We start from the raw sequence: 24,224 nt of genomic DNA on the forward strand, positions 1-24,224 counted from the left end.
CGGGCGGAGTGGTGCGTGACGCCAACCCGCCTACGTGGCGGGCGGCGCGTGACGTGATCCCACCTGCGCGGTGGACCGGCACGGGGACGTGAATCCCGCCCCGTGGCGGCGCCGTGGACGACGAGATCACGCCACCGTGGTCGAGCCGGGCCGGGGGCTGTCCGACCTCGCGGCGGAGTGGCGCATGTGGCACTCCCGCGCCCCTTTCGGACGGGCCGAACGCCCCGTTTTGTCAACCATCCTCCTCGATGGCAACCAGGTCGTAACCATGAACCCCCTGTCGCGCTACGCGCGTTGAATCTACGCTTCGGGCCGACGGGGCCTGTTCTCACGTTTTCCTTACGTCTCTTACGAACCAGGGGGGCACATGTCAGCCACACCCCACGCGCAACGCCGTGGCAGCCGCCGCAACCGGATCGTCGCGGTCGCGGCCGGCCTCGCGACCGTCGGTGCGCTGGCCGCCGCCATGCCGGCGAGCGCCGGTGAGGCCAAGCCGGGCAAGACCAAGCCGAGCCGGTACCAGGACGTGCAGCTGCTGTCGTTCAACGACCTGCACGGCAACCTGGAGCCGCCGGCCGGTTCCTCGGGCCGGGTGACCGAGCTGCACGAGGACGGCACGACCACGACGATCAACGCCGGTGGTGTGGAGTACCTGGCCACGCATCTGCGCGACGCCCGCGGGGACAACCCGTACTCGATCACGGCGGCCGCCGGTGACATGGTCGGCGCCTCGCCGCTGCTGTCGGGCCTGTTCCACGACGAGCCCACCATCGAGGCGCTGAACAACCTCGACCTCGACGTCACCAGCGTCGGCAACCACGAGTTCGACGAGGGCGCCAAGGAATTGGCCCGCCTGCAGAAGGGCGGCTGCCACCCCACCGCCGGCTGCTACGTCAAGGGCAAGAAGTTCAAGGGCGCGGACTTCCCGTACCTCGCGGCGAACGTCATCGAGAACAAGACCAAGAAGCCCCTTCTGAAGCCCTACTGGGTGTGGAAGAAGAACGGCGTCAAGATCGGCTTCATCGGTGTGACCCTGGAGGACACGCCGGGCGTCGTCTCCGCCGAGGGCGTGAAGGGCCTCACCTTCAAGGACGAGGTCAAGACGATCAACAAGTACGCCAAGGAGCTGGAGCGCCAGGGCGTGAAGTCCGTCGTCGCGCTCATCCACGAGGGCGGTGCCCCCGCCTCCACGTCGTACAACTACGACTGCGACTCGCCCGGCGCCGGTGACGGCATCTCCGGCCCGATCGTCGACATCGCCAAGAACATCACCCCGAAGGTCGACGCCCTCGTCACCGGCCACACGCACGCCGCGTACGCCTGCACGATCAAGGACCCGTCGGGCAAGCCGCGCATGGTCACCTCGGCCGCGTCCTTCGGCCGCCTCTACACCGACACGACGCTGACGTACGACCGCAAGACCGGCGACATCTCCCGTACGGCCGTGAAGTCCGCGAACCACGTCGTCACCCGTGACGTGGCGAAGGCCGCCGACATGACGGACCTCATCAACCGGTGGAACACGCTGGCCGCGCCCATCGGCAACCGGCCCATCGGCTACATATCCGCCGACATCCCGAGCACCGGCACCGAGTCCCCCATGGGTGACCTCATCGCCGACGCGCAGCTCGCCGCCGGCAAGAAGCTGGACCCGGAGACCGACCTCGCGCTGATGAACCCCGGCGGTGTCCGCGCGCCCCTCACCTACGCCGCCAAGGGCAGCGAGGGTGACGGCGTCGTCACCTACGCGGAGGGCTTCACCGTCCAGCCGTTCTCCAACACGGTGAACCTCCAGAACTTCACGGGCGCCCAGCTCGTGCAGATCCTCAAGGAGCAGGTCAGCGGCTCCAACGCGGCCTCGCCGAAGATCCTGCTGCCGTCGACCGGCTTCACGTACACGCTGGACATGACGAAGACCGGCGCCGACCGGATCGTCGTCGACTCCATCAAGCTCAACGGCGCGGCCCTCGACCCGGCCGCCACGTACCGCGTCGCGACGAACAGCTTCCTCGCGGGCGGCGGCGACGGCATCACCACGCTGGGCCTGGGCACGAACGACCTGGTCGGGGGCGACGACCTCGCCGCGCTGGAGGCGTACCTGCTCGCCAACTCCTCGGCGGGCAACCCGATCGCCCCGCCGGCGGCCAACCGCATCACGATCGTCAGCTGATCGGCCGGCTGGTCAGCCGTATCCGTCGGTTCCCCGCGTCCCCGTGTTCTCAGGGGCGCGGGGTTCCGCGTTTCAGGCGTGCCGCGATCGCTCAGTCGCCGACGGGGGTCCGCTCCACGGGGATCCACAGCTCCGCGTCCGCCTCGGTGGCGTCCTCGGAGAGGCGGGTACGGAGGATCTCCGGGCCCGGCCTGCTCTGGTACGGGTTGGACGGGAACCACTGGGTGAAGACGTCCCGCCACAGGTGCTGGAGGGCCTGCGGGAACGGGCCGGAGTTCTCGAAGACGGCCCACGAGCCCGCCGGGACGACGAGCGAGTCCAGGTCGTCCGGGACGTCGGCCGCGGCGGAGGAGGTCACCACGGCGTGGTAGTAGTCGAGTTCGGTCCCCTCCGCCCGGCTCGGGTCGAGGTTGTCGCTCACCCCGAGGATGCCCGCCGGCTCCCCGTCGGACAGCGCGGCGATCCGCTCGATCGTGTCCCGCCCGAGCCCGCGGACGAACTCGACGATCCCGGGGTTCATCCCCTCATGGACCAGCGGCACCCTGACCTTCCTCCCCACCACACGGAACTCCTGCTTCTCCACGACCCTGTATCGCATGCTGCTCCTCCCTTCCACGACGAGACGGAAGGACATCCGAGGCTGCGACCGCAGCGCCGCGCGGCCCCGCCGGGCCTCGCCCGGCCCCACCCCGTGCATCGCCTTGAACGCCCGTGCGAACGCCTCGCCCGAGCCGTAGCCGTAGCGCACCGCGATCTCCAGCAGGGTCCGCTCCCCGGCGAGCACCTCGGCGCCCGCGACGGTGAGCCGTCGGCGCCGGATGTACTCCGAGAGCGGGATCCCCGCGAGTGCGGAGAACAGCCGACGGAAGTGGTACTCCGACGTGGCCGCGATCCGGGCCAGCTCGGTCACCTCGATCGGCTCGGTCGGCTCGGCGAGCCGCGACTCGACGTGGTCCAGGGCCTCGTTCAGCCGCTCCAGCAACTCGGTCTCCTTCCCTTGCGCTGTCCACGCTAGGAAGAGGACACCGCACCGCACCCGACATCCTGTGCCCGGCCGGGTCGGGTCAGTCGGAATCGGGGATGGGCGCGGAGGTCTCGTCGAGCCGTCGCCCCCGGCTGACGGCGATCCGTACGACGTCCTCCAACGACTCCACGGCCCGCGTGAGCGCGAACCGCAACGCCCGCTCCCCGGCCACCGCGTCCGCGAGTACGGCCCGGCCACCGGCCGCGACCTCCTCCGCCGACCCCAGCTGCATCACCTCGACGTGGTCGGCGAGCAGGGACAGGGTGCCCGGGTGCGCGGTGTCCGGGTCGAGATAACAGGGCTTGCCGTCCGGCGACGTCCAGGGCAGCAACCGAAGACCGGGCATCACGCGGACACCTCGCCGAGGTCCACGCCGTACACGTACAGCTCCTCGGGGCTCAGCACGTAGGGCCGCACGAAATTGTCATAGGGCTCGAAGGGCCAGAGGTCGTCGACGGGTTTGGCGCAGGGGAGCGGAAGGGGCTCGGGTGGCTCGTGGGTATCCACAGCCTGTGGGTCCACGGCGGCGAGCCGTGACACGAACACGGGCGGCAGCAGGGCCGCCAGCACCTCCCGGAGTCTCGCGAAGAATTCGCGCATGGCAAAGCTCCCCTTCTCGTCTCAGGGTTATTTCAGGGTCGGGGTGACGAGCGGTGATTACCGTTCGCGATCAGATCGTCACGGCTGCGGCGTACGTTGGGGAAGAGTCCTGGCGTTGCCTGGAGCGCCAGACAACGGGGAGGGGTGACGTGGGCGAATCGGTTGACGGGGAACGGGAATCGGGGCGGGCCGTACTGGGTCGGACGCTGAAGTTCCTCCGGGAGAAGGCGGGCAAGACGCTGGCGCAGTTGTCGGCGGAGACGTCGTACGACAAGAGCTATCTGTTCCGCCTGGAGAAGGGCGAACGGCTCTCCAAGCGGACGGTCATGGAAGACCTGGACAGCTATTACGAGTGCGGTGACCTGCTGGTTCGCCTGTGGAGGGATGCGCGGAAGGAGGTCATCAAGGACAAGTACAAGGCGTTCATGGAACTGGAGGCGACGGCTCGGATCATGTGGCTGTTCCAGCTGCGCGTGCCGGGCATCTTGCAGACCGAGGACTACGCCCGCACGGTGTTGTCAGGGTTGTCTGGCGCCCAGACAACGGCTGGCAACAGCGACGAGATCGAGGAGCAGGTGGCTGCGCGCATGGGACGGCAAGAATTGCTGCACCGTCAATCGGCGCCGAACATCCGCGTCATCCTCGACGAAGGGGCCCTGCGGCGAGCGGTTCACGACAACAAGGTCTGGACGGACCAGTTGTCGCACCTGGTGGAAGCCGCGGAGCTGCCGAACATCGCGCTTCAGGTGCTGCCTTACGCGGCCGGCGTACACGACCTCATGGACAGTCATCTGTGGCTGTTCTGGCAGCGCACCGGCGACGCGATCGCATACGCGGAGGGCAACGGCATCGGCGAGATGATCGATGATCCGGACAGGGTCCTGAAGTTCCGCTTGTCCTACGATCTCGTCAGGGACGCGGCCCTGACCCCGGTGGAGTCGACGGCGTTCATCAAGCGCCTTCTGGAGGAGTACACATCATGAACTGGACCCCCGGCCCCACCACCGCCTGGCGTAAGTCCTCCTACAGCGACGGGGGCGGCACGAACTGCCTGGAAGTCGCCGACGGCCCCCTCCCCCTGGTCCCCGTCCGTGACAGCAAGACCCCGAACGCCCGCCCCCTGCTCTTCTCGGCCGCCTCCTGGTCCCGCTTCGTGGGGAGCGTCAAGGCCGGCCTGGCCGGGTGAACATGACCCGGCCCTACACCCCCGCGTCCAGCACATCCGTCGTGCCGTCCAGCAGGAACCTCCGGTAGTCGCCCTCGCCGAACAGCTCGCCGATCTCCATTCCGGGGAACGCGACGGGGCGTTCGCGGCCCTCCAGAGCGACCCGTACGCGCCACTGTTCGCCTCGGTGCTCCACGAGTACGTCGGCCCACTCCCGTGTCGGCGCGTCCACGCCGCGCAGTTCCGGTCCGCCCTCGGGCCCGTACTCGCGGAACGAGAACAGAAACGGCAGCTCGCCGACCAGGTGGGCGAGATGGGCCCAGGAGGGGGACCCCAGCAGGACCGCTCCGCCCGACGCCTCGCCGGGCGCCCGTACCGGCGGCCGGGGGTCCACCTCTCGTTCCTGCCGGAAGGCGCATGTGCGGGCCGCCACGTCCACACTCCGCAGCTCCAGCCCTTTCGGCCCGGCCTCGAAGGCCAGCTCGGCGACATGGTTCAGGAACGCGCCGACCTCGGCGTCCCGACGATCCCGCTCGGTGGCGGCAGCCGACGATCCGGGTTCAGGAGCGCCGATCGGCTCGTACGAGAAGACGTACCGAGACGTCTCCCGGAACGCCCCGGACGCCCCGGATGCCCCACGCTTCCCTCGCTCGCCGGGCTTCCCGTGCTCGTGGGCTTCCCCGTGCCTGCTCATCCGCGGTCCTCCCGAAGGTTTCCCGAACAGGGCGACGCCGCCCCGGACATCACACGATGCCCGAAGCGGCGCACAGGCCCTCGACCGACCCGCCCACCCGACTCCGCGGCGGGCTACGACGCCAAAGTCAGGGCGCCCTTGACGGTCTTCACCGGCTGGTACGTGAACACGTAGCGTTCCCCGTTCCGCGCCGTGCCGGAGTTCAGGGCCTGGACGTCGGCCGTCGCGCTCTTCGGGATCTTGAACTTGGTGTTCACCCAGGTCGGGCACTTCAGGGTCTTCTTGGTGTCGTAGCAGAACGACGTCACCGCGCCGAAGTACGCGAAGCGGGGGCCCTCGCCGACCGGCGTCGCCGTCTCGTCCGTCACGAGGATCATCTTGCGGCGGTCGACGATCTTGCAGCTGCCGGACTTGCACTTGATGTGGTGGGCGAACCCGGTCAGGCCGTACCGCTGGTTGCCCTGCGATGCGATGTTGGGCGACTTGGCCAGCCAGCCGATGATGCCGTACTTGGTGATGTTGTGACGCTTCTTGATCTTGGTCCAGCCGAAGCCGACCATCTTCCCCTTGCTGTTGCGGTAGTACTCACCCTGGCGCAGCGGCAACGTCCGTGACTTCGACCGCGAGTAGTCGAACTCCTTAAGGATCTTCAGCTTCGACGAGGCCTTCGCCGCCACGGCGCCCGTCGCGTCCTGTCCCGACAACGCCTGCGCCGGCCCGGTCCCGGCCAGCAGCGCCGCGGTCACTACGCCGGTGGCGACCAGCTTGAACTTCTGCATCGTCCCTCACAGCGATCGTCCCCGTTGGATCCCCCCGGTGGGGCAGGGGAAGGACGACCACCGTACGAACCCCGACACAACCGTCTCTATTGTCTCTTCGGGTACTGCCCCCAAGGACGCCGCGCGCCGCTCCGAGGGGTGAACCGACCGGAAAACGGGGACGGGGGCAGGTCCGTTCGTCCACGGTGGCGGCATGGCGGTCAACACGAACTTCGATGCAGGTCTCCACCACTGGTCAGAGCGTCCACAGGCCCGGCCTGAGAGCGTGCGTGGACGAGCCGCGCTGGGGTGGTGAGCGCGGTTATGGTCGTAGACACGACGCGACGAAGGAGGACCTCGGTCATGGCTGCGCGCGCTGAGGATTTCGATCAGGTCGTCCCTCCCATGCCTGAGCGGACCCCCGCGGCACTGCGCAGGGCGATCGCCGAGCATGCTCCCCAGCTTCTCCCGGACTTCGACGCGCACTGGAAATGGGCGATCGCCGATGCCTACGACCTGGGCCCGGTGCCGGCATTCATGGCGCGCTGGTGGGTCGAGTACGCGATCGCCCGTGATCCGAAACTGGACGCCCACGTCACTGATCTCCACCACCGCGTGGCTGAGTGCACCGACATCGACGAGGCCAAGGCCCTCATCGAGGAGTCGGCCAATATCCGTCACCAGGCACACCGGCTGGAGCCCGGCCAGTGACGAGTAGCGGATTCATGGGCCCGCCGTGGCAGATGGACTGGGCACTCAAAGCCCAGGCCACCCGCGACTCGCTGCCCGAGCAGGTGCGGAAGATGATCGACGCCGCGCGCGCCGAGCTGGTCACGGCGAAGGATCCCTACTTTCGGGGTGTCGAGACGGATGCGGATCTCCCCGCAGGTATGACGGTCCGGCCCCTGCGGTCCACCGATCCGAAGGGGCGTCACATTTTCTTCTTCGACCACGGGCACGGCTGGCTGATCTACGATTTCGTGCCCCGTGTGGACGATCCGCAGATCGTCGTGGATGAGGTCTTCTGGCAGTGACTGCGGGCCTCTTTACGCGGCCTCCGGTGACTCCGGTGGAGGCGTAGCCGCCCCCGGCAGTCGAACCGTCGCCAGCGTGCCGCCGTCCTCCGCTCGGGTCAGGGTGACCTCGCCGCCCGCTTGTTGGACCGTGCGGGCCACGATGGAAAGACCCAGGCCGGAGCCGGGGAGGGCCCTTGCGCTGGGGGAGCGCCAGAAGCGGTCGAAGACATGGGGGAGTTCGTCGGCGGGGATGCCGGGGCCGTGGTCCCGGACCGTGAGGACACCCGAGTCCAGCGTCACCTCGATCGTGCCGCCCCCGGGGCTGAACTTCACCGCGTTGTCCAGGATGTTGACGATCGCCCGCTCCAGCGCCGACGGCTCGGAGCGCACGTACCAGGGCTGGAGGTCCGACGTGATCGTCAGCTCGGGGCCCCGCAGCCGGGCCCGGCGCAGCGCGGCCTCGACCGTCTCCTGGAAGTCGACGATCTGCAGCCGGCCGCCGTTCTGACCGGAGTCGGAGCGGGACAGCTCCTGCAAGTCGCCGATCAGCGAGGCCAGTTCCGTCATCTGTGCCTTCACCGAGGCGAGCAGGGCCTTGCGGTCGTCGGCCGGGATGGGACGGCCCGTCTCCTCGCTGCGGCTGAGCAACTCTATGTTCGTCCGCAGGGACGTCAGCGGGGTGCGGAGCTCGTGGCCCGCGTCCGCGATCAGCTGCTGCTGGAGGTCACGGGAGCTGGCCAGCGCGCTCGTCATCGAGTTGAAGGAGCGGGACAGCCGGGCGACCTCGTCCTCGCTCTCGTCCTCCACCGGGATACGGATGCTCAGATCCTCCGTGCGCGCCACGTGCTCGACGGCGTCCGTGAGCTTGTCGACGGGGCGCAGCCCCGCCCGGGCCACGGCCAGCCCGGCCGCTCCGGCGCCGACCACTCCGATACCGGAGACGAGGAGGAGGATCAGGGCGAGGTCGTTGAGGGTGGATTCGGTGCCCTTGAGAGGAACCGCGACGACATAGGCGGCGTTCTGCACGACGTACTGACCGCTGGGGTCCTCGACGACGAGCGCGGTGGTCAACACGCGGACCGACTTGCCCGCGCCGTCGGTGCCGTTGCGGATCGTTCCCGACTTGATCTTGGGGCTCTCGGCGACCTCCTTGTCGCTCTCGGTGATCTTCACGACGCCCGTGGAGTTCGGGAAGACGCACCTGGTGCCGTCCGCCTTGACCACCTGGGAGTAGCCCTTGCCCCTCGGGCCGAAGACAGTCGTCTGGGACGGCACCTCGGGGCATGCCGTGAGGACGTTCTCCTCGACCCATTCCTTGGGCAGGGCACGGCTGACCATGGACTCCAGGTCGTTGTCGACCTCGTCGTACAGCTTCCCCTGCACGATGAACCAGCACGTCACCGAGACCGCCGCCACCGCGAAGGCGACCGCCGCCGCGACCAGGAGGGACAGGCGGGTGCGGATCGGGAGGGTGCGGTAGCGGCGAAGGATCTTCTTCACTCCGCGCCGCCTTGTCGCAGGACGTACCCCACGCCCCGCACCGTGTGGACGAGGCGGGGCTCCCCCGCCGCCTCCGTCTTGCGGCGCAGATACATGACGTAGACGTCGAGGGAGTTGGAGCTGGGCTCGAAGTCGAAGCCCCAGACGGCCTTCAGGATCTGCTCGCGGGTGAGGACCTGGCGCGGGTGCGCCATGAACATCTCCAGCAGCGTGAACTCCGTACGGGTCAGCTCCACCGGCCGGTCGCCCCGCCGCACCTCACGGGTCGCCAGGTCCATCCGCAGGTCCGCGAAGGTGAGCGCCTCGTCCTCCTGGACCGACTCGGCGACGGCCGCCGCGTACGAGCTGCGGCGCAGCAGCGCGCGGACGCGGGCGAAGAGTTCGTCCAGCTCGAAGGGCTTGACCAGGTAGTCGTCGGCGCCCGCGTCGAGGCCCGTGACACGGTCACCGACCGTGTCACGGGCCGTCAGCATCAGGATGGGTGTCGTGTCGCCCGCGCCGCGGATCCGGCGGGCGGCGGTCAGACCGTCCATGCGGGGCATCTGGATGTCGAGGATCACCAGGTCCGGCCGGTAGGCGGTCGCCTTCTCCAGCGCGTCCGCGCCGTCGACCGCGACCTTCGTGTCGTACCCCTCGAAGGCGAGGCTGCGCTGGAGTGCTTCGCGCACCGCCGGCTCGTCGTCGACGATGAGGATGCGCTGGGGTTCACGGTCGCCTTCGGCGGGGCTCATGGTCGTGTCGTTCCTCGGGTGCGGTGGGACGTGGAGGGGGAGAGGGAGCGAGGAGTGGTCGATCCGGACTCAGCCTCGCACGTTCCAGGGCGCCGGGTCGGGCAGGGCTGTGGATAAGTCGAGCCTCAGCCGATCATCCGACAGTCGTACGGAGGCGGGTGCGGGCCGCCGTGGACGCCGACTTCCGTCGGGGAGCCGTGGCCCGGGTCGCGGGGGGCGCGACCTCGGGGGCCCGGGTGACCGGCGGGTGCAGCTCGGCCGCCACCGCGAGGGCGAGACCGAGCCCGGAAGGGCCCAGGCCGTCGGCGGCCGGGACGTCGTGCGCAACCTGCTTGATCATGTCGACCTCCAGGTCGAAGGAGAGTCAGTCGGTGGCTGCGGTGGCTGCGGTGGCTGCGGTGGCCGCGCTGGCCGCAGTGGCACGGTGGCCGCCGTGGCCGTCAGTCGGAGCCGCCCGCCCGCAGCGTGCTCAGGTCGGACTTGACCGTGTTGATCGGGATGGCGAAGCCGAGGCCCGCGCTGCCGGCGTCGCCCGAGGAGGACGCGGAGTACATCGCGGAGTTGATGCCGATGATGTTGCCGTTCATGTCGATGAGGGCGCCGCCGGAGTTGCCCGGGTTGAGCGACGCGTCGGTCTGGAGCGCCTTGTACGTGGTCGTCGAGGAGCCGGTGTCGCCGTTGAACTCCTGGCCGCCGAACTCGAACGGCCACCCGCCGCCACCACCACCGCCCTGCTGCTGTTGCTGCTGCCGGCCCTCGTCCGTGGAGACGGTCACGTCACGGTCGAGCGCGGAGACGATGCCGCTGGTCACCGTGCCGGTGAGCCCCTCGGGGGAGCCGATCGCCACGACCTGGTCGCCGACCTTGACCCCGTTGCTGTTGCCGAGGGTCGCCGCCTTCAGCCCGGAGGCGTCCCGCAGCTTGATGAGCGCGAGGTCCTTCTTGCTGTCGGTGCCGACGACCTCGGCGCTGTACGTCTTGCCGCTGTGGGTCGTGACCTTGATCCGGGAGGCGCCGGAGACCACGTGGTTGTTGGTGATGATCTCGCCACCGCTGGTGATGATCACACCGGAGCCGGTGGACTCACCCCCGTTCGAGCTGGCGTTGATCTCCACGATGCTCGGGCTGACCGCCGAGGCGACCCCGGCGACGGTGCCCTTCTGGCTGGTCGGCACCACGCTCGTGCTGGTCGAGCTGGAGGCGACGGTGTCGTTGCCGGTCAGCTCCTGGATCCCGTACGCCGTACCGCCGCCGATCGCCGCCGCGACGATCGCCACGGCCGCCACCAGCGCGAGCGGGCCCTTGGCACGCTTCTTCGACGCGGACGCGGACAGAGCCGTCGCCGCGGGCGCGGCACCGGAGGACACCGGCTCGGAGAGCGGAGCGGTCGGGGCGGACCCGTACCCGGCGGAGTCGTGACCGGCCGAGCCGTGGTGGGCTGCGCCGTACCCCGTCGGGCCGTGGTGGGGCGCACCGTACCCGGCCGAGCCGTACCCGGCCGAGCCGTACCCGGCCGGGCCGTGCTCGGCGGAGCCGTACCCGGCCGAGCCGTACCCGGCCGGGCCGTGCTCGGCGGAGCCGTACCCGGCCGGGCCGTGCTCGGCGGAGCCGTACGCGGGCGCCGGCGTCTGCGGAGTCGGCTCGTAGGCCGGCGGGGGCGGCCACTCCGGGTTCACCGGAGAGGTGCCGTGCTGCTGCTGGTCACCCTGATAGGGGTTCTCGTGTTCGCCGCTGCGGCGGAAGCTCTCGGTCATGGCACAGAGCTTGGCGCGCCTCCATGAGAGCTCCCTGAGTGCTCCCTGAGAAGCCCGGCAGAACCTCGTATGCCCCATATAAAGGCGCCAGGCCCCGGCCGCATGGGAAACAAAGGGTTGCGGTGCCGTGATGCCGAGGAACGCAGCGCGCGACCGGAAACTCCCGGTCTGTGAAACCGTGCTGCGGGCGCAGGTCTCCGCTGGGAGACTTGATCATGACCTCATCACGTTCCAGGGCGTTGTTCACCGTGTGCGCCGCCGCAGCGCTGCCCGCGCTGCTTGTCGCGTGCACCTCGGGCGGTGGCGCCGGGGCGGCCGATCCCACGCCGTCCCGACGCTCCGGTACCGCCACCGCCGCCGGGCCTTCCGATGCGGAGCTCGCCGAGCGGGCCGAGGCGGCACTGGCCGGTCTCGGGGAAGAGGCGCTGGTGGAGTCCGGGGTGGAGAGGGTGATCGACGGAGTGCACACGGAGCCTCACCTGGAGGACGGCAAGCCGTACCGGATCACCCTGGTGTGCGTGGGGCGGGGCAGCGCGCGGTTGGCGTTCGGGCCCGCGGGTTCCGGCCCGAAGGGCGTCGCCGTGCCGTGCGACGGCGCCCTCGTCCAGCAGCGCGTCACCGGCGCCGAGCCGCTCCGCATCGACGTCGACGGCAGCGACGGGGCAACCGGCGCGATCGCCTGGCAGCTCGACCGCGTCTGACGTCCCGGCAGGGGGCCGCGGCTTTTCGGGGGCGGGCGGTGACACATGCGGCTCCGCCGCGCGGGCGCGACCAGCCACGACGAACCCGCGGCCGACCACGCACCCGAACCCTTACGGCGCTACGCGCAACCGCAGGACCGCCGCGTGATCAGCTTCGACGGGAACAGCTTCACCCGTTCCCGGTGGGAGCCCGCGACGCGGAGGCCGTCGTCGAGGACGAGGTCGACGGCCGCGCGGGCCATGCCCGTGCGGTCCGTCGCGACCGTGGTCAGCGGCGGGTCGGTCAGCGCCGCTTCCTTGACGTCGTCGAAGCCGGCGACCGCCAGCTCGCCGGGCACCTCGATGCGCAGCTCACGCGCGGCGCGCAGTACGCCGATGGCCTGGTCGTCGGTGGAGCAGAAGATCGCCGGGGGCCGGTCCGGGCCGGAGAGCAGGTCGAGGGCCACGTTGTACGCGTCGTAACGGTTGTACGGGGCCTCGAAGAGGCGCCCCTGCGTGGAGATGCCGGCGTCGTCCATCGCGCGGCGCCAGCCCTCGACGTGGTCGGAGACGGGGTCGCCGACCAGGGGGGTCTCGGCGATGCCGCCCAGACAGGCGACGTACTCGTGTCCGTGCGAGAGGAGGTGCTCCACGGCGAGCTGGGCGCCGCCGAGGTCGTCGGTCACCACGGCGACGTCGTCGATCGCCTCGGGCCGCTCGTGCAGCAGCACCACGCGTGCGTCCCACGCCTCTATCTCGGCGGCGGCGTTGTCGTTGAGGGCGTGGCTGACCAGGATCAGTCCGGAGACACGCATCCCGAGGAACGCCCTCAGATAGTGGACCTCGCGCTCGGCGATGTAGTCGGAGTTCCCGACGAGGACCATCTTGCCGCGCTCGGCGGCCGCCTGTTCGACCGCGTGCGCCATCTCGCCGAAGAACGGCTGACGGGCGTCCGGGACGATCAGGCCTATCAGCTCGGTGCGGCGCGACGCCATGGCCTGAGCGACCCGGTCGGGCCGGTACCCCAGCTCCTTGATCGCGGCGAGGACACGCTCGCGCGTGGCCGGGGCGACCGGCCGGGGTCCGTTGTTGATGACGTAGCTGACGACGGCGGTGGAAGTTCCCGCCAGTCGCGCCACATCATCCCGAGTCACCTTGGCCACGCGCGGAGTCTACGCGGATGGACCGCCCCTGGGCAGGGCGTACAGGGGCTCGTCTGTACGAGAGCCCGGTGTCCGCCGTGCGCCGAGGAGGGGATGGGGTGGTGCACTATGCCTCGGCCGCGACCTCGGCGGCCTCCAGGGGCGCCGTCTCGTCCGCATCCTCCGCCTTTGCGCGTCCGGCCTTGGCCTTCGTCTCGTCGCCGGCGCGCTCGCCCTTCTCGGGCGTAACGAATCGATAACCGACGTTGCGGACGGTGCCGATCAGCGACTCGTGCTCGGGACCGAGCTTGGCGCGCAGCCGTCGTACGTGGACGTCCACGGTGCGCGTGCCGCCGAAGTAGTCGTAGCCCCAGACCTCCTGGAGCAGCTGGGCGCGGGTGAAGACGCGGCCGGGGTGCTGCGCGAGGTATTTGAGGAGCTCGAACTCCTTGAAGGTGAGGTCGAGGACGCGGCCCTTGAGCTTGGCGGAGTACGTCGCCTCGTCGACCGACAGGTCGCCGTTGCGGATCTCCATCGGGGAGTCGTCGTTGACGATCTGCTGCCTGCCCATGGCGAGCCGGAGCCGTGCCTCCACCTCGGCGGGGCCGGCGGTGTCGAGGAGGACGTCGTCGATGCCCCAGTCGGCGGTGACGGCGGCGAGGCCGCCCTCCGTGACGACGAGGATGAGCGGGCAGCCGGGCCCGGTGGAGCGCAGCAGCTGACACAGGCTGCGGACCTGCGGGAGGTCACGGCGTCCGTCGATGAGGATCACGTCGGCACCGGGGGTGTCGACGAGTGCGGGGCCTTCCGCCGGGGCCACCCGCACGTTGTGCAGCAGCAGGCCGAGAGCCGGGAGCACCTCCGTCGACGGCTGGAGGGCATTGGTCAGGAGCAGCAGAGAACTCATACGTCTGGTTCCTCCTCGGTCCCTGCGAGGACGTTTACGGCACTGCGAACTGCACTGCGGAACTTCACAGCGTTCTGCTCTGCGTCCCGGGGCCCCGTACACCTGCGGTCACCTGGGGTTTCCCGCTTCGTATACAACGCTTCCGAAAGCACAAAAGGACCCGGGGGCTACGTTGCCCGAGTCCTCTGTCCAGCAGAATAGCCCACATGAGCGCCGGTCCGGCAGGTGATGTGACGCGATCTTTCGATATCCCGGACTCTGAGACGGGGGACCGAACCGCTTCCCGACCGCCGACGAGCCCATTGCGCAGGTTTCTGACCACGGAAGACGGGGTGAATATCGAGGCCGTATACGACCCGGGCAGCGTCGTATACAACGCCTCTCACCCTCTCCCCGATGACACCGGAAAGCCACTCGGAAGCTCTCCGGCGATCGTCGTCGCGCACGGGTTCACGGGCGGTGTGGACCGGCCGCACGTTCGAAGAGTGGTGGCGTCCCTCACCCGGTACGGCTCCGTCGTGACCTTCTCCTTCCGCGGCCACGGACGGTCCGGCGGTCACTCCACGGTGGGTGACCGCGAGGTCCTCGATCTGGCGGCGGCCGTCCGCTGGGCCCGCGACCTCGGGCACGAACGCGTCGTCACGGTCGGCTTCTCCATGGGCGGCTCGGTCGTCCTGCGCCACGCGGCCCTGCCGGACGCCGGCGTCGACGCGGTCGTCTCGGTCAGCGCGCCCGCCCGCTGGTACTACCGGGGCACGGCCCCCATGCGCCGTCTCCACTGGCTGGTCACCCGCCCCGCCGGCCGTCTCGTCGGCCGCTACGGCTTCGGCATCCGTATCCACCACCGCGATTGGGACCCGGTCCCGCCCTCCCCGGTGGAGTCGGTGCCCCTGATCGCCCCGACGCCGCTGCTGATCGTCCACGGCGACAGCGACGGCTACTTCCCGGTCGACCACCCCCGGATGCTCGCGGAGGCCGCGGACGGGCACGCGGAACTGTGGCTGGAGGAGGGGATGGGCCACGCGGAACACGCGACCACCGGGGAGCTGCTGGACCGTGTGGGGGACTGGGTGCTGGGGACCGGGGGCTGAGGAACGGGCCGGGCGGCGCGATCCGCCCGCGGTTTCTCCACGGCACGGACTCCCCCGTAGCCTGAACCCCGTCACGACTAACCAAGAGGAACGCAGATGCCAAAGGGCACCGTCCGCTACTGGGCCGCGGCCAAAGCCGCCGCCGGCATCTCCGAGGAGCCCTACGACGCGGACACCCTCGCCGAGGCCCTCGGCGAGATCCGCGAGCGTCACCCCGGCGAACTCGTCCGTGTACTGCGGCGATGCTCGTTCCTCGTCGACGGGAACCCAGTGGGCACCCGTGAACATGAGACGGTACGTCTGGCCGAGGGCGGCACGGTCGAGGTGCTCCCGCCGTTCGCAGGAGGGTGACCCCCACATCATGAGCAACCAGCCGTACGGGTACGAGGGCCACCAGGGGCACCCCGGCTACGACGCCCACCAGCAGCCGGAGCAGCAGCAGTCGTACGCGGCGCAGCCGCAGTGGCAGGGGTACGACGAGGAGCAGGCCGCCCACGCGCAGCAGTACACGCAGCAGTGGGAGGGCCAGACCTGGGAGACCCAGGTGCAGCCGCAGGCGGCCCCCTTCGCGGCGAACCTGACGGAGACGGGGTACCTGCCCCCGCAGACGGACGGCCGCCCCGCGCAGTACGCCCCGGACCACCAGCCCGGACAGCAGGGACAGGCCGGACAGCAGGGGCAGCCTGGGCAGCACGGGCAGTACGGGCAGGTGGGGGCGCAGGGCCGGCCCGGACCGTATGGGCAGGCCGGCTCGCAGGGTCAGCCCGCTCCAGGGGGACAGGGGTACCCCCAGGGCCAGGGGTTTGCCCAGGGGCAGGCCCCGGTGCCTTCGCATGCCACGGCCGGTCAGCCGCACGGGCAGGCGCCGGTTGCTCCGCACGGCCACGCCCAGGGGGGCGACTCCGGCGGCTCCGGCGAGGCCGGGCCCGCGTACGGGCCTCCGACGCTCACCGGGAACGCGCGGATCACCGACGCGCAGCGGGCGCGGGCCGAGGGACGGTCGCCGATCATCGAGCCCGGCATGCAGCCGGCGCTGATCACGGCCGTACTGGGGCTGCTGCTGGCGGGCGCGGCGGCGATCGGGGAGTACGCCCTCGCCGTACCGCTGGTGATCCTCCAGGCCGTGACGGCGGCGGGCTGGTTCCGGCTGAACGGCATGTGGCCGGCCCGGCAGGGCATCGTGCTGGCGTTCGCGGGCGCGCTCGCGGCGGACGCGGCGCTGTTCGCGGCCGGACGGGAGCACGCGCCCGCGGCGATCCTCGGGACGCTCGGGGTGTGGGTGCTGCTCGGGATCGTGCTCGGGCTGCGCAGCCACGCGGACCCCGACGAGCGGATGTACGGGCTGATGGCGACGATCGCCTCGGCGGCGCTGGCGATCATCGCGACCGGATATCTGGCGGCGGCCGCGGACGCGGTCACCGTCGGCGGGGTCGCGGTCGCGGTGGCCGTGGTGGCGCGGGCACTGCCGTTGCCGACGGCGGCGTCCGTGGTGGTGGCGCTGCTGGCGGCGGCCGGTGCGGGGTTCGCCGTCGGCGAGGTGATCGATCTCGGCGGCTCCGGTGCGCTGTTGGGGGCGGGGGCCGGGCTGTGCGCGCTGGTCGGACACCGGGTCGCCGGCTACGACTACCCGTCCCGGTTCGTGCACTTCACGGCGGGGGTGGCGCTGCCGCTCGCCGCGGCGGCGCCGGCGGTGTATCTGCTGGGCCGGGCGCTGGGCTGAGGCCGGGCGCGCCTCATGGCTCGGCCGGGCGCCTCATAGCTCGGGGCGCGCGGTTTGTTCGGCGGGTGCGGGTGCGTGGGGGNNGCCCCCACGCACCCGCACCCGAAGCCCGGTTCCCCCAGCCCGCGTCCTGTCACAGGTGATCAACAACGTTCAGGAGTTCGCCCCGGCTTTACTTCGGCGCGATTAGTCTCGCCCGGAGCGGCCACTCTGGTCGTTGAGACGGGCGGGCCGCCGAGTGGACTACGTGGGGAACACCGAGACATGCGCGCACTGCGGATACTTGTGATCGTCGCCGTGATCCTGGGCGGCCTCTTCGTGGTCGCGGACCGCGTGGCCGTCGGGTTCGCCGAGGACGAGGTCGCCAAGAAGCTCAAGAGCAGCGAGGGCCTGACCGCCACCCCGGACGTCTCCATCAACGGCTTCCCCTTCCTCACCCAGGTCGCGGGCGGCGAGTTGGACGACGTCGAGGTCGGCATCTCGGACTACGAGGCCACCACCGGCAACTCCGACGACAGCATCCGCATCGCCGACCTGACGGCGCACATGCGCGGCGTGAAGTTCTCCGGCGACTACAGCTCCGCCACGGCCGCCTCCGCCACCGGCGCCGCGACCATCTCGTACGACGAACTCCTCAAGGCGGCGAAGTCCGAGCCGACGAGGATTCTCCCCGGAGTGACCGCCCAGGTCACCGGCCTCTCCGACGGCGGCAACGGCAAGATCAAGGTCAACATCAAGGTCTCCGCCCTCGGTTCCTCCACGACGTACCCGGTGCTGAGCACGGTCACCGTCGACGACGACGTCGTGAAGGTCCACGCCGACAACCTGCCGAACCTCGTGGTCCAGGCCGCGGAGGGCCAGGTCCGTTCGATCACCGACTTCCAGCAGCGGATCGACGGTCTGCCGGGCGGCATCAAGCTCGACAAGGTGGAGGCCGCGTCGGACGGCGTGGAGATCTCGGTGCGGGGTTCGAACGTCCAGCTGGCCGGGTAGTCCGGTAGCCGGGACCACCGAGACCACCGGGGCGACGAGCTGCGGTGTCCGAAAGGCGAGACGGCGGCGTCCGTACCGTAGATGTGACGACGGCCGCACCGACCCGTCCGCCCCTCCGGCACCGGCCTCACGGGGAACTCATCTCACAATCCGGACGATCGTGTCTCAGAATACGACATGCCGGTGACACGCCCGCCTGTCCGTCCCTACGATCGACAACCATGAAGCGACAGGCGGATCTCACGAAGCGGCGGGCAGTAGACCTGTGCCGCGTCGCCGCCATGCTCTGTCGCACTTTCTGAGCGGCAGCCCAGGCCTGCCGCGTTCCCCCGCCCTGACCAGCCAGGGCACACACCCGTGCGCGCCCGGCCGAACCGCCGGAGGCGCCTCGCACGCCCCGCCGCAACTGCCCCGGAGGAGAAACAGCATGAGCCGCAGCGACGTCCTGGTCGACGCCGACTGGGTCGAGGCCAACCTCGACGACCCGAACATCGCCATCGTCGAGGTCGACGAGGACACCACCGCGTACGAGAAGAACCACATCAAGAACGCGATCCGGATCGACTGGACGCAGGACCTCCAGGACCCGGTCCGCCGTGACTTCGTCGACCAGGCGGGCTTCGAGAAGCTGCTGTCGGAGAAGGGCATCGGCAACGACACCCTCGTCGTCCTCTACGGCGGCAACAACAACTGGTTCGCGTCCTACGCCTACTGGTACTTCAAGCTGTACGGCCACGAGAACGTCAAGCTGCTCGACGGTGGCCGCAAGAAGTGGGAGCTGGACGCCCGCGAGCTGACCGACGAGGTGCCCGTGCGCCCCGCCACCGAGTACAAGGCCAAGCCGCAGAACACCGCGATCCGCGCCTTCCGCGACGACGTCGTGGCGGCGATCGGTTCGCAGAACCTGGTCGACGTGCGCTCGCCCGACGAGTTCTCCGGCAAGCTGCTCGCCCCGGCCCACCTGCCGCAGGAGCAGTCGCAGCGTCCGGGCCACGTCCCGTCCGCCCGCAACATCCCGTGGTCGAAGAACGCCAACGACGACGGCACCTTCAAGTCGGACGAGGAGCTCAAGGAGCTCTACGCCGAGGAGCAGGTGGACCTCGCCAAGGACACCATCGCCTACTGCCGCATCGGTGAGCGCTCCGCGCTGACCTGGTTCGTCCTGCACGAGCTGCTCGGTGTCGAGAACGTCAAGAACTACGACGGCTCCTGGACCGAGTACGGCAGCCTCGTCGGCGTCCCGATCGAGCTCGGCGCCAACAAGTAAGCACCCCCAGCGGTACCCGCACACCCCCGTTCGTCCCGACCGGCCTTCCTTCCGGTCAGACCCCTTATGGAGAAAGACATGTGTGGAGCGAAGGCCGGCGGCCCGGACGCCTCGACGATCAAGCCCGGTGAGACCACGATCCAGGGTCAGGTGACCCGCGACGGCGAGCCGGTGACGGGCTACGTCCGTCTGCTGGACTCGACCGGCGAGTTCACGGCGGAGGTCCCCACCTCCGCGACGGGCCAGTTCCGCTTCTACGCGGCCGAGGGCACCTGGACCGTCCGCGCGCTGGTCCCCGGCGCCACCGCCGACCGCACGGTCGTCGTCGCCGAGAAGGGCGCGCTCGCCGAGGTCGCGATCGCCGTCTGAGGCACCCCGTGAACGGCTGAAGGGCCGCGCCCCCCTGGGTTGGACGCCTGGGGCGCGGCCCTTCGGCATGCCCGCTCCGCCGGGCCTACCCTGGAGGCATGTACGCGCGGCGGCGCCACCACTACTTCGTCATGATGGGGACGTGCCTCACGCTCTTCGTCCTGGCCTGGGGGGTCGTACGCCTCTGGTCGGTCCCCGTCGCGGTCGGCATGTGTCTGGTCGCCATGGTCATCCCGCCGCTGGCCGCCGTCGTCGCGAACCGGCGGGGGCCCGACGACCGCTGGTGGGACGACCCGTCCGGCGACCCCAAGTCCGACGAGTGGTGGGACGAGCTGGACGGCAAGAAGCGGCCCGGACGACAGCCCTGAGCGGCCCGCCCGCGCCCCGTCGGCGGTGGACCGTCGTCTCAGTAGACGAGCGCCTGGGTGTCGTCGGCCAGTGACTCCTGCACGAAGACCTGGGCACCCGCGATCCGTACGCCCTCGATGACGTCCCGCTCGGTGATGTCGCGCCGCGCGGCGCACTGCGTGCACAGGGTGAGACGGCCGCCGGCCAGGATCGAGTCGATCAGATCCGGCAGCGGCGCCGCGTGCGGCAGCTCGAACTCGGCGGCCCGGCCCGGCAGCGCGAACCACGCCGACTCACCGGTCAGCCACAGGGAGACCTCCACCCCGCTGGCCACGGCCACCGCGGCCACCGTGAACGCCTGGGAGCAGCGCTCGGGAGCGTCCGCCCCCGCCGTCACCTTGATCACGAGCTTCTTCGCCATGTGCGCAGCGTAGTCCGACGATCTCCCGGCGGTCCGCCGACCGCACGGGCGCGACCGCGCGGACCTCACGGACGGTCCCCGGACCGGGCCGCGTAAGCTGGGGGCCGGCCCTGTGTAGTACCGAACCTTCGCTCATTTCGAGGAGCACTCCGTGGAACTCTTCTTCGAACTCCTGCTGGTCGCGGTCTGCGTCGGCGTTCTCGCCTTCACCGGACTGGCTGTGAAGAAGCTGTACCAGGGCCAGCGCTGACCGACCACCCCAGGAACCGCCACTCATGATCGAGATCCCGTCCGACCTGCACAAGGACCTCGTCCCCCTCGCCTTCCTGCTCGGGAACTGGTCCGGTGCGGGCGTCCACGACTTCCCCGGCGCCGAGAAGTGCAACTTCGGCCAGGAGGTCTCCTTCACCCACGACGGCCGGGACTTCCTCGAGTACCACTCCCACTCGTGGGTGCTGGACAACGAGGGCAACAAGGTCCGTCCGCTGGAGTCCGAGTCCGGTTTCTGGCGGATCGACGCCGACCGCAAGGTCGAGGTCACCATGGTCCGCAACGACGGTGTCGTCGAGGTCTGGTACGGCGAGCTCGCCGACAAGAAGCCCCAGATCGACCTGGTCACCGACGCTGTCGCCCGGACCGCCGCCTCCGGCCCCTACACCGGCGGCAAGCGGCTGTACGGCTATGTGAACAGCGACCTCATGTGGGTCGGTGAGAAGCAGACCCCCGAGGTCGAGCTGCGCCCCTACATGTCCGCCCACCTGAAGAAGGTCGTCACCCCGGAGGACGTCGAGCGCTGGGCCAAGGCCCTCCCCGACGACATGCCGGACGACGGCATCGCCTTCTTCAAGTAGTCACCAGGGGGTGTTTGAAAGTCCGGCACAGCACCCGACTTTCAAACACCCTAGACTTCCAGTGTGGTGAGCACCGACTGGAAGACTGATCTGCGGCAGCGCGGTTACCGCCTGACTCCGCAGCGGCAGCTTGTGCTCGAAGCCGTGGACACCCTGGAGCACGCGACCCCCGACGACATCCTCGCCGAAGTGAGGAAGACGGCGTCGGGGGTCAACATTTCCACCGTCTACCGGACCCTGGAGCTCCTGGAGGAGCTGGGGCTGGTCAGCCACGCCCATCTGGGGCACGGCGCGCCGACGTACCACCTGGCCGACCGGCACCACCACATCCACCTCGTGTGCCGGGACTGCACCACGGTCATCGAGGCCGATGTCTCGGTGGCCGCCGAGTTCACGGACAAGCTGCGCGAGACGTTCGGCTTCGACACGGACATGAAGCACTTCGCGATCTTCGGCCGCTGCGCGGACTGCTCGGCGAAAGCCGAGAAGGCGGCGCGCACCGGGAAGGCCGCGCCGAGCGGCCGTGGGGGTGACGCGGGCCGGAGCGCCCCGGACGACCTGAAAGATTCAAATACCGAGTCGTAGGCTTAGTCGTATGAAAAGCCCTCTGCTGTCCCTGCCCGGCGCCGTCCCCGCGGAGGGCGTGGACGAAGGTGTCGCCGCCCACTACGGCGATCTGTTCCGCGAACAGCGCGCCCTCGCCGACGGCTCCGGATTCGTCGACCTCTCCCACCGGGGCGTCATCGCCGTCACCGGCCAGGACCGGCTCAGCTGGCTGCATCTGCTGCTCACCCAGCACGTCAGCGAACTCCCGACCGGCCAGGCCACCGAGGCGCTCATCCTCTCCGCCAACGGCCACATCGAGCACGCCCTGTACCTCGTCGACGACGGCGAGACGGTGTGGGCCCACATCGAGCCCGGCACCCGGGAGGCGCTGCTCGCCTACCTGGAGTCGATGAAGTTCTTCTACCGGGTCGAGGTCGCCGACCGCACGGACGACTTCGCGGTCGTCCACCTCCCCGCCGGGTCGATCGCCGAGGTCCCGGAGGGCGTCGTCGTCCGCGAGACGCCGTACGGCCGTGACCTGTTCCTCCCGAGGGCGGACCTGGAGACGTACGCCGAGAAGGCCGGCCCGGCGGCGGGCCTGCTGGCGTACGAGGCGCTGCGGGTCGAGCAGCACCGGCCCCGCCTCGGCTTCGAGACCGACCACCGCACCATCCCGCACGAGCTCGGCTGGATCGGCTCGGCGGTGCACCTCCAGAAGGGCTGCTACCGCGGTCAGGAGACGGTCGCCCGCGTGCAGAACCTGGGCAAGCCGCCGCGGCGGCTGGTCTTCCTCCACCTCGACGGCAGCGAGGTCCACCTGCCGCCCCCCGGCACGGACATCCGGCTCGCCGACGACGGCCCCGAGGGCCGCAAGCTCGGCTTCATCACCACGTCGGTGCGCCACCACGAGCTGGGCCCGGTCGCGCTGGCCCTGGTGAAGCGGAACGTCCCCGTGGACGCGCCGCTCCTCGCTGACACGACCGCGGCGGCCCAGGAGGTCATCGTCGAGCCGTAGGGAGCCGGGCTGCCGGGGCCCGTTCGTGCAGGTGAGGGCGCTCGGGCGTGGCCGGCCGGGCGCCCCTACATCTCCAGCAGGACCGTGAAGGGGCCGTCGTTCGTCAGGGACACCCGCATCTTCGCGCCGAACCGTCCCGTCGCCACGGTCGCCCCCAACGCCCGCAACCGGTCGACCACCTCGTCGACGAGCGGCTCCGCGACATCGCCCGGCGCCGCCGCGTTCCACGTGGGCCGGCGGCCCTTGCGGGCGTCCCCGTACAGCGTGAACTGGCTGATCACGAGCAGCGGCGCGTCGATGTCGCTGCACGACTTCTCGTCGTCCAGCATCCGCAGCGACCACAGCTTCCGTGCCAGCTGCGCGGCCTTCTCCTTCGTGTCCTCGTGGGTCACCCCGACCAGGACGCACAGGCCCTCGCCCTCGATCGCCCCGACCGTCTCACCGTCCACGACGACGCTCGCGCCGTCGACCCTCTGCACCACCGCACGCATGCCGACCATCATGCCGCCGCCGTCCATCAGCCGTGCGTGAGGGGGTCCTCCTTCCGGGGGGTTGGTGATCAAGGGCGTTTGAAGCGCACTTTGCCCGGTCTTTCTTATTGATCCATTACCGACCGTCTGGGGGTGGATCGGGGGGACTCGGTCACATGGCGGCCACCGAGAGTGGCACCATGCTCACACACACCGGTCGAGGGGACGGTTGAGGCGCATGAGCACATCCAGTACCGGGCAGCCCCCGGGCACTGCCACGTTTGTCCGGACGGGGCCGGGGCCCGCCCCCGGGATCCGCCGGCCGCCGGTCCAGCGCACGGACAGCGAACCACTGCTGCCGCCGGACCCGCCGGAGCACGACCTGTCCCGACTGCGGCTGCCGGAGCTGCGCACCCTGCGCCGGGACGCCCAGCGGGACGAGGCCGACCTCAGCTATGTGCGGCGGCTGCTCCAGGGCCGGATCGACATCCTGCGCGCCGAGTTGGCCCGCCGAGGGGATACGGCACAGCCGTCCGGCCCCGACGGGCGTACGCCGGCGCTGGTCGACCGGCTCTCCGAGATCCTCACCGACGCGCCGGCCCGGCACCGCTCGTCGGCCCGGCACGTCACCGTGGGGACGCCGCACGGCGAGGAGTACCGGCTGCTGGCGGCCGAGACGCTCGCCGAGGTCGAACTGTCCGACCTCGGCGCCCGCACCGACGAGGAACTCACCGCCGGGCTCGGCCGCCTCGTCCGCTACGAGCAGCAGGTGTCCGGCCGCCGCCGGCGGCTCCAGCGCACGGCGGACGAGTGCAGCGCCGAGATCGCGCGGCGGTACCGCGACGGCGAGGCGCAGGTCGACGACCTGCTCCTCTGAAACACCGGGTACGACCGCCGCGACTGCGGCCACCTCCCAGGGCCAGGGCTGTGGCTCTGGTTCGTCGCCCCGGCTCCGGTGACCGCGGAGCCGGGGCGACGGCATGGTGGGGCGG

Annotated in this window: 30 protein-coding genes; 17 read left to right on the top strand and 13 right to left on the bottom strand. The window is 70.3% G+C overall.

What is annotated here, in order from left to right:
* Positions 1–367: 367 nt before the first annotated feature.
* Complete coding sequence (locus tag AOK15_RS05005; protein WP_055513172.1) at positions 368–2,170, top strand: bifunctional metallophosphatase/5'-nucleotidase; 1,803 nt, start codon at positions 368–370, stop codon at positions 2,168–2,170.
* Positions 2,171–2,261: 91 nt separating this feature from the next.
* Here AOK15_RS05005 and AOK15_RS05010 read toward each other — a convergent pair whose 3' ends face one another.
* From AOK15_RS05010 to AOK15_RS05020, 3 genes are all read right to left on the bottom strand, one after another.
* Positions 2,262–3,152 carry an AraC family transcriptional regulator gene (locus AOK15_RS05010; protein WP_055513174.1) on the bottom strand — a complete coding sequence of 297 codons (891 nt, stop codon included), beginning with the start codon at positions 3,150–3,152 and terminating at the stop codon, positions 2,262–2,264.
* An 82-nt stretch (positions 3,153–3,234) separates the two neighbouring features.
* Positions 3,235–3,540 carry a hypothetical protein gene (locus AOK15_RS05015; RefSeq protein WP_055513176.1) on the bottom strand — a complete coding sequence of 102 codons (306 nt, stop codon included), beginning with the start codon at positions 3,538–3,540 and terminating at the stop codon, positions 3,235–3,237.
* Entirely contained in the window at positions 3,540–3,794 is a 255-nt protein-coding gene (locus AOK15_RS05020) for a hypothetical protein (protein WP_107099341.1), read from the bottom strand. Before AOK15_RS05020 ends, AOK15_RS05015 begins: the two co-directional genes overlap by 1 nt.
* Positions 3,795–3,943: 149 nt before the next feature.
* Here AOK15_RS05020 and AOK15_RS05025 point away from each other — a divergent pair, with 149 nt between their 5' ends.
* Entirely contained in the window at positions 3,944–4,777 is an 834-nt protein-coding gene (locus AOK15_RS05025) for a helix-turn-helix domain-containing protein (protein WP_055513221.1), read from the top strand.
* Positions 4,774–4,980, top strand: a complete 207-nt coding sequence (locus tag AOK15_RS43620; protein ID WP_055513177.1) for a DUF397 domain-containing protein — start codon at positions 4,774–4,776, stop codon at positions 4,978–4,980. The genes AOK15_RS05025 and AOK15_RS43620 overlap by 4 nt, the downstream gene beginning before the upstream one ends.
* 13 nt (positions 4,981–4,993) lie before the next feature.
* On the opposite strand, the gene AOK15_RS05035 is transcribed toward AOK15_RS43620, so the two are convergent.
* Positions 4,994–5,653 carry a hypothetical protein gene (locus tag AOK15_RS05035; protein WP_055513179.1) on the bottom strand — a complete coding sequence of 220 codons (660 nt, stop codon included), beginning with the start codon at positions 5,651–5,653 and terminating at the stop codon, positions 4,994–4,996.
* Positions 5,654–5,766: 113 nt separating this feature from the next.
* Positions 5,767–6,432, bottom strand: coding sequence for a hypothetical protein (locus AOK15_RS05040; protein WP_055513181.1), 666 nt, complete (start codon positions 6,430–6,432; stop codon positions 5,767–5,769).
* 342 nt (positions 6,433–6,774) lie between these two features.
* On the opposite strand from AOK15_RS05040, the gene AOK15_RS05045 reads away from it, so the two are divergent.
* The gene (locus AOK15_RS05045; protein WP_055513183.1) at positions 6,775–7,122 is read left to right on the top strand and encodes a DUF6247 family protein; all 348 of its coding nucleotides are present in this window, start codon (positions 6,775–6,777) and stop codon (positions 7,120–7,122) included.
* A 32-nt stretch (positions 7,123–7,154) separates the two neighbouring features.
* Positions 7,155–7,445, top strand: a complete 291-nt coding sequence (locus tag AOK15_RS05050) for a hypothetical protein (protein ID WP_240508308.1) — start codon at positions 7,155–7,157, stop codon at positions 7,443–7,445.
* A 12-nt stretch (positions 7,446–7,457) separates the two neighbouring features.
* Here the strand turns inward: AOK15_RS05050 and AOK15_RS05055 are convergent, their stop codons facing one another.
* The 4 genes from AOK15_RS05055 to AOK15_RS05070 all read right to left on the bottom strand — a co-directional run bounded on the left by AOK15_RS05055 (position 7,458) and on the right by AOK15_RS05070 (position 11,412).
* A complete protein-coding gene (locus AOK15_RS05055; RefSeq protein WP_055513187.1) occupies positions 7,458–8,927 on the bottom strand; it encodes a HAMP domain-containing sensor histidine kinase in 1,470 nt (489 codons plus the stop codon).
* Positions 8,924–9,658 (bottom strand): response regulator transcription factor, encoded by a 735-nt coding sequence (locus tag AOK15_RS05060; RefSeq protein WP_055513189.1) that lies wholly within the window; start codon positions 9,656–9,658, stop codon positions 8,924–8,926. The genes AOK15_RS05055 and AOK15_RS05060 overlap by 4 nt, the downstream gene beginning before the upstream one ends.
* 133 nt (positions 9,659–9,791) lie before the next feature.
* Complete coding sequence (locus tag AOK15_RS05065; protein WP_055513191.1) at positions 9,792–9,998, bottom strand: hypothetical protein; 207 nt, start codon at positions 9,996–9,998, stop codon at positions 9,792–9,794.
* 100 nt (positions 9,999–10,098) lie between these two features.
* Positions 10,099–11,412, bottom strand: a complete 1,314-nt coding sequence (locus AOK15_RS05070; protein WP_055513193.1) for a S1C family serine protease — start codon at positions 11,410–11,412, stop codon at positions 10,099–10,101.
* Between the two features lie 215 nt (positions 11,413–11,627).
* On the opposite strand from AOK15_RS05070, the gene AOK15_RS46535 reads away from it, so the two are divergent.
* Positions 11,628–12,113 carry a hypothetical protein gene (locus AOK15_RS46535; protein WP_240508309.1) on the top strand — a complete coding sequence of 162 codons (486 nt, stop codon included), beginning with the start codon at positions 11,628–11,630 and terminating at the stop codon, positions 12,111–12,113.
* Positions 12,114–12,232: 119 nt separating this feature from the next.
* Here AOK15_RS46535 and AOK15_RS05080 read toward each other — a convergent pair whose 3' ends face one another.
* Positions 12,233–13,255 (bottom strand): LacI family DNA-binding transcriptional regulator, encoded by a 1,023-nt coding sequence (locus tag AOK15_RS05080; protein WP_055513195.1) that lies wholly within the window; start codon positions 13,253–13,255, stop codon positions 12,233–12,235.
* 106 nt (positions 13,256–13,361) lie between these two features.
* Entirely contained in the window at positions 13,362–14,141 is a 780-nt protein-coding gene (locus AOK15_RS05085; protein WP_055513198.1) for a response regulator transcription factor, read from the bottom strand.
* Between the two features lie 206 nt (positions 14,142–14,347).
* On the opposite strand from AOK15_RS05085, the gene AOK15_RS05090 reads away from it, so the two are divergent.
* The 7 genes from AOK15_RS05090 to AOK15_RS05120 all read left to right on the top strand — a co-directional run bounded on the left by AOK15_RS05090 (position 14,348) and on the right by AOK15_RS05120 (position 19,949).
* Entirely contained in the window at positions 14,348–15,232 is an 885-nt protein-coding gene (locus tag AOK15_RS05090; protein ID WP_107099343.1) for an alpha/beta hydrolase, read from the top strand.
* A 96-nt stretch (positions 15,233–15,328) separates the two neighbouring features.
* Positions 15,329–15,583 (top strand): MoaD/ThiS family protein, encoded by a 255-nt coding sequence (locus AOK15_RS05095; RefSeq protein WP_055513200.1) that lies wholly within the window; start codon positions 15,329–15,331, stop codon positions 15,581–15,583.
* Between the two features lie 10 nt (positions 15,584–15,593).
* A complete protein-coding gene (locus AOK15_RS05100; RefSeq protein WP_055513202.1) occupies positions 15,594–16,952 on the top strand; it encodes a hypothetical protein in 1,359 nt (452 codons plus the stop codon).
* A 264-nt stretch (positions 16,953–17,216) separates the two neighbouring features.
* On the top strand, positions 17,217–17,945 hold the full coding sequence (locus AOK15_RS05105) for an LmeA family phospholipid-binding protein (RefSeq protein WP_055513204.1): 729 nt from the start codon (positions 17,217–17,219) through the stop codon (positions 17,943–17,945).
* 427 nt (positions 17,946–18,372) lie between these two features.
* Complete coding sequence (locus AOK15_RS05110; protein WP_055513206.1) at positions 18,373–19,212, top strand: sulfurtransferase; 840 nt, start codon at positions 18,373–18,375, stop codon at positions 19,210–19,212.
* A gap of 78 nt (positions 19,213–19,290) precedes the next feature.
* Entirely contained in the window at positions 19,291–19,581 is a 291-nt protein-coding gene (locus tag AOK15_RS05115) for a DUF1416 domain-containing protein (RefSeq protein ID WP_004000115.1), read from the top strand.
* A gap of 98 nt (positions 19,582–19,679) precedes the next feature.
* Positions 19,680–19,949 carry a DUF3099 domain-containing protein gene (locus tag AOK15_RS05120; RefSeq protein WP_055513208.1) on the top strand — a complete coding sequence of 90 codons (270 nt, stop codon included), beginning with the start codon at positions 19,680–19,682 and terminating at the stop codon, positions 19,947–19,949.
* Between the two features lie 38 nt (positions 19,950–19,987).
* Here AOK15_RS05120 and AOK15_RS05125 read toward each other — a convergent pair whose 3' ends face one another.
* On the bottom strand, positions 19,988–20,350 hold the full coding sequence (locus AOK15_RS05125; RefSeq protein ID WP_055513211.1) for a DsrE family protein: 363 nt from the start codon (positions 20,348–20,350) through the stop codon (positions 19,988–19,990).
* Positions 20,351–20,625: 275 nt separating this feature from the next.
* On the opposite strand from AOK15_RS05125, the gene AOK15_RS05130 reads away from it, so the two are divergent.
* From AOK15_RS05130 to ygfZ, 3 genes are all read left to right on the top strand, one after another.
* On the top strand, positions 20,626–21,201 hold the full coding sequence (locus tag AOK15_RS05130; protein ID WP_055513213.1) for a heme-binding beta-barrel domain-containing protein: 576 nt from the start codon (positions 20,626–20,628) through the stop codon (positions 21,199–21,201).
* Positions 21,202–21,264: 63 nt separating this feature from the next.
* Complete coding sequence (locus AOK15_RS05135; RefSeq protein WP_063798945.1) at positions 21,265–21,786, top strand: Fur family transcriptional regulator; 522 nt, start codon at positions 21,265–21,267, stop codon at positions 21,784–21,786.
* A gap of 10 nt (positions 21,787–21,796) precedes the next feature.
* Complete coding sequence (gene ygfZ, locus AOK15_RS05140; RefSeq protein WP_055513215.1) at positions 21,797–22,762, top strand: CAF17-like 4Fe-4S cluster assembly/insertion protein YgfZ; 966 nt, start codon at positions 21,797–21,799, stop codon at positions 22,760–22,762.
* Positions 22,763–22,827: 65 nt separating this feature from the next.
* On the opposite strand, the gene dtd is transcribed toward ygfZ, so the two are convergent.
* Complete coding sequence (dtd, locus tag AOK15_RS05145) at positions 22,828–23,253, bottom strand: D-aminoacyl-tRNA deacylase (protein ID WP_055513226.1); 426 nt, start codon at positions 23,251–23,253, stop codon at positions 22,828–22,830.
* Between the two features lie 217 nt (positions 23,254–23,470).
* On the opposite strand from dtd, the gene AOK15_RS05150 reads away from it, so the two are divergent.
* Complete coding sequence (locus AOK15_RS05150; protein WP_055513217.1) at positions 23,471–24,109, top strand: RsiG family protein; 639 nt, start codon at positions 23,471–23,473, stop codon at positions 24,107–24,109.
* The last annotated feature ends 115 nt before the right edge of the window (positions 24,110–24,224 follow it).

The organism is Streptomyces ossamyceticus (genome assembly GCF_001418475.1).
GTDB lineage: Bacteria > Actinomycetota > Actinomycetes > Streptomycetales > Streptomycetaceae > Streptomyces > Streptomyces ossamyceticus.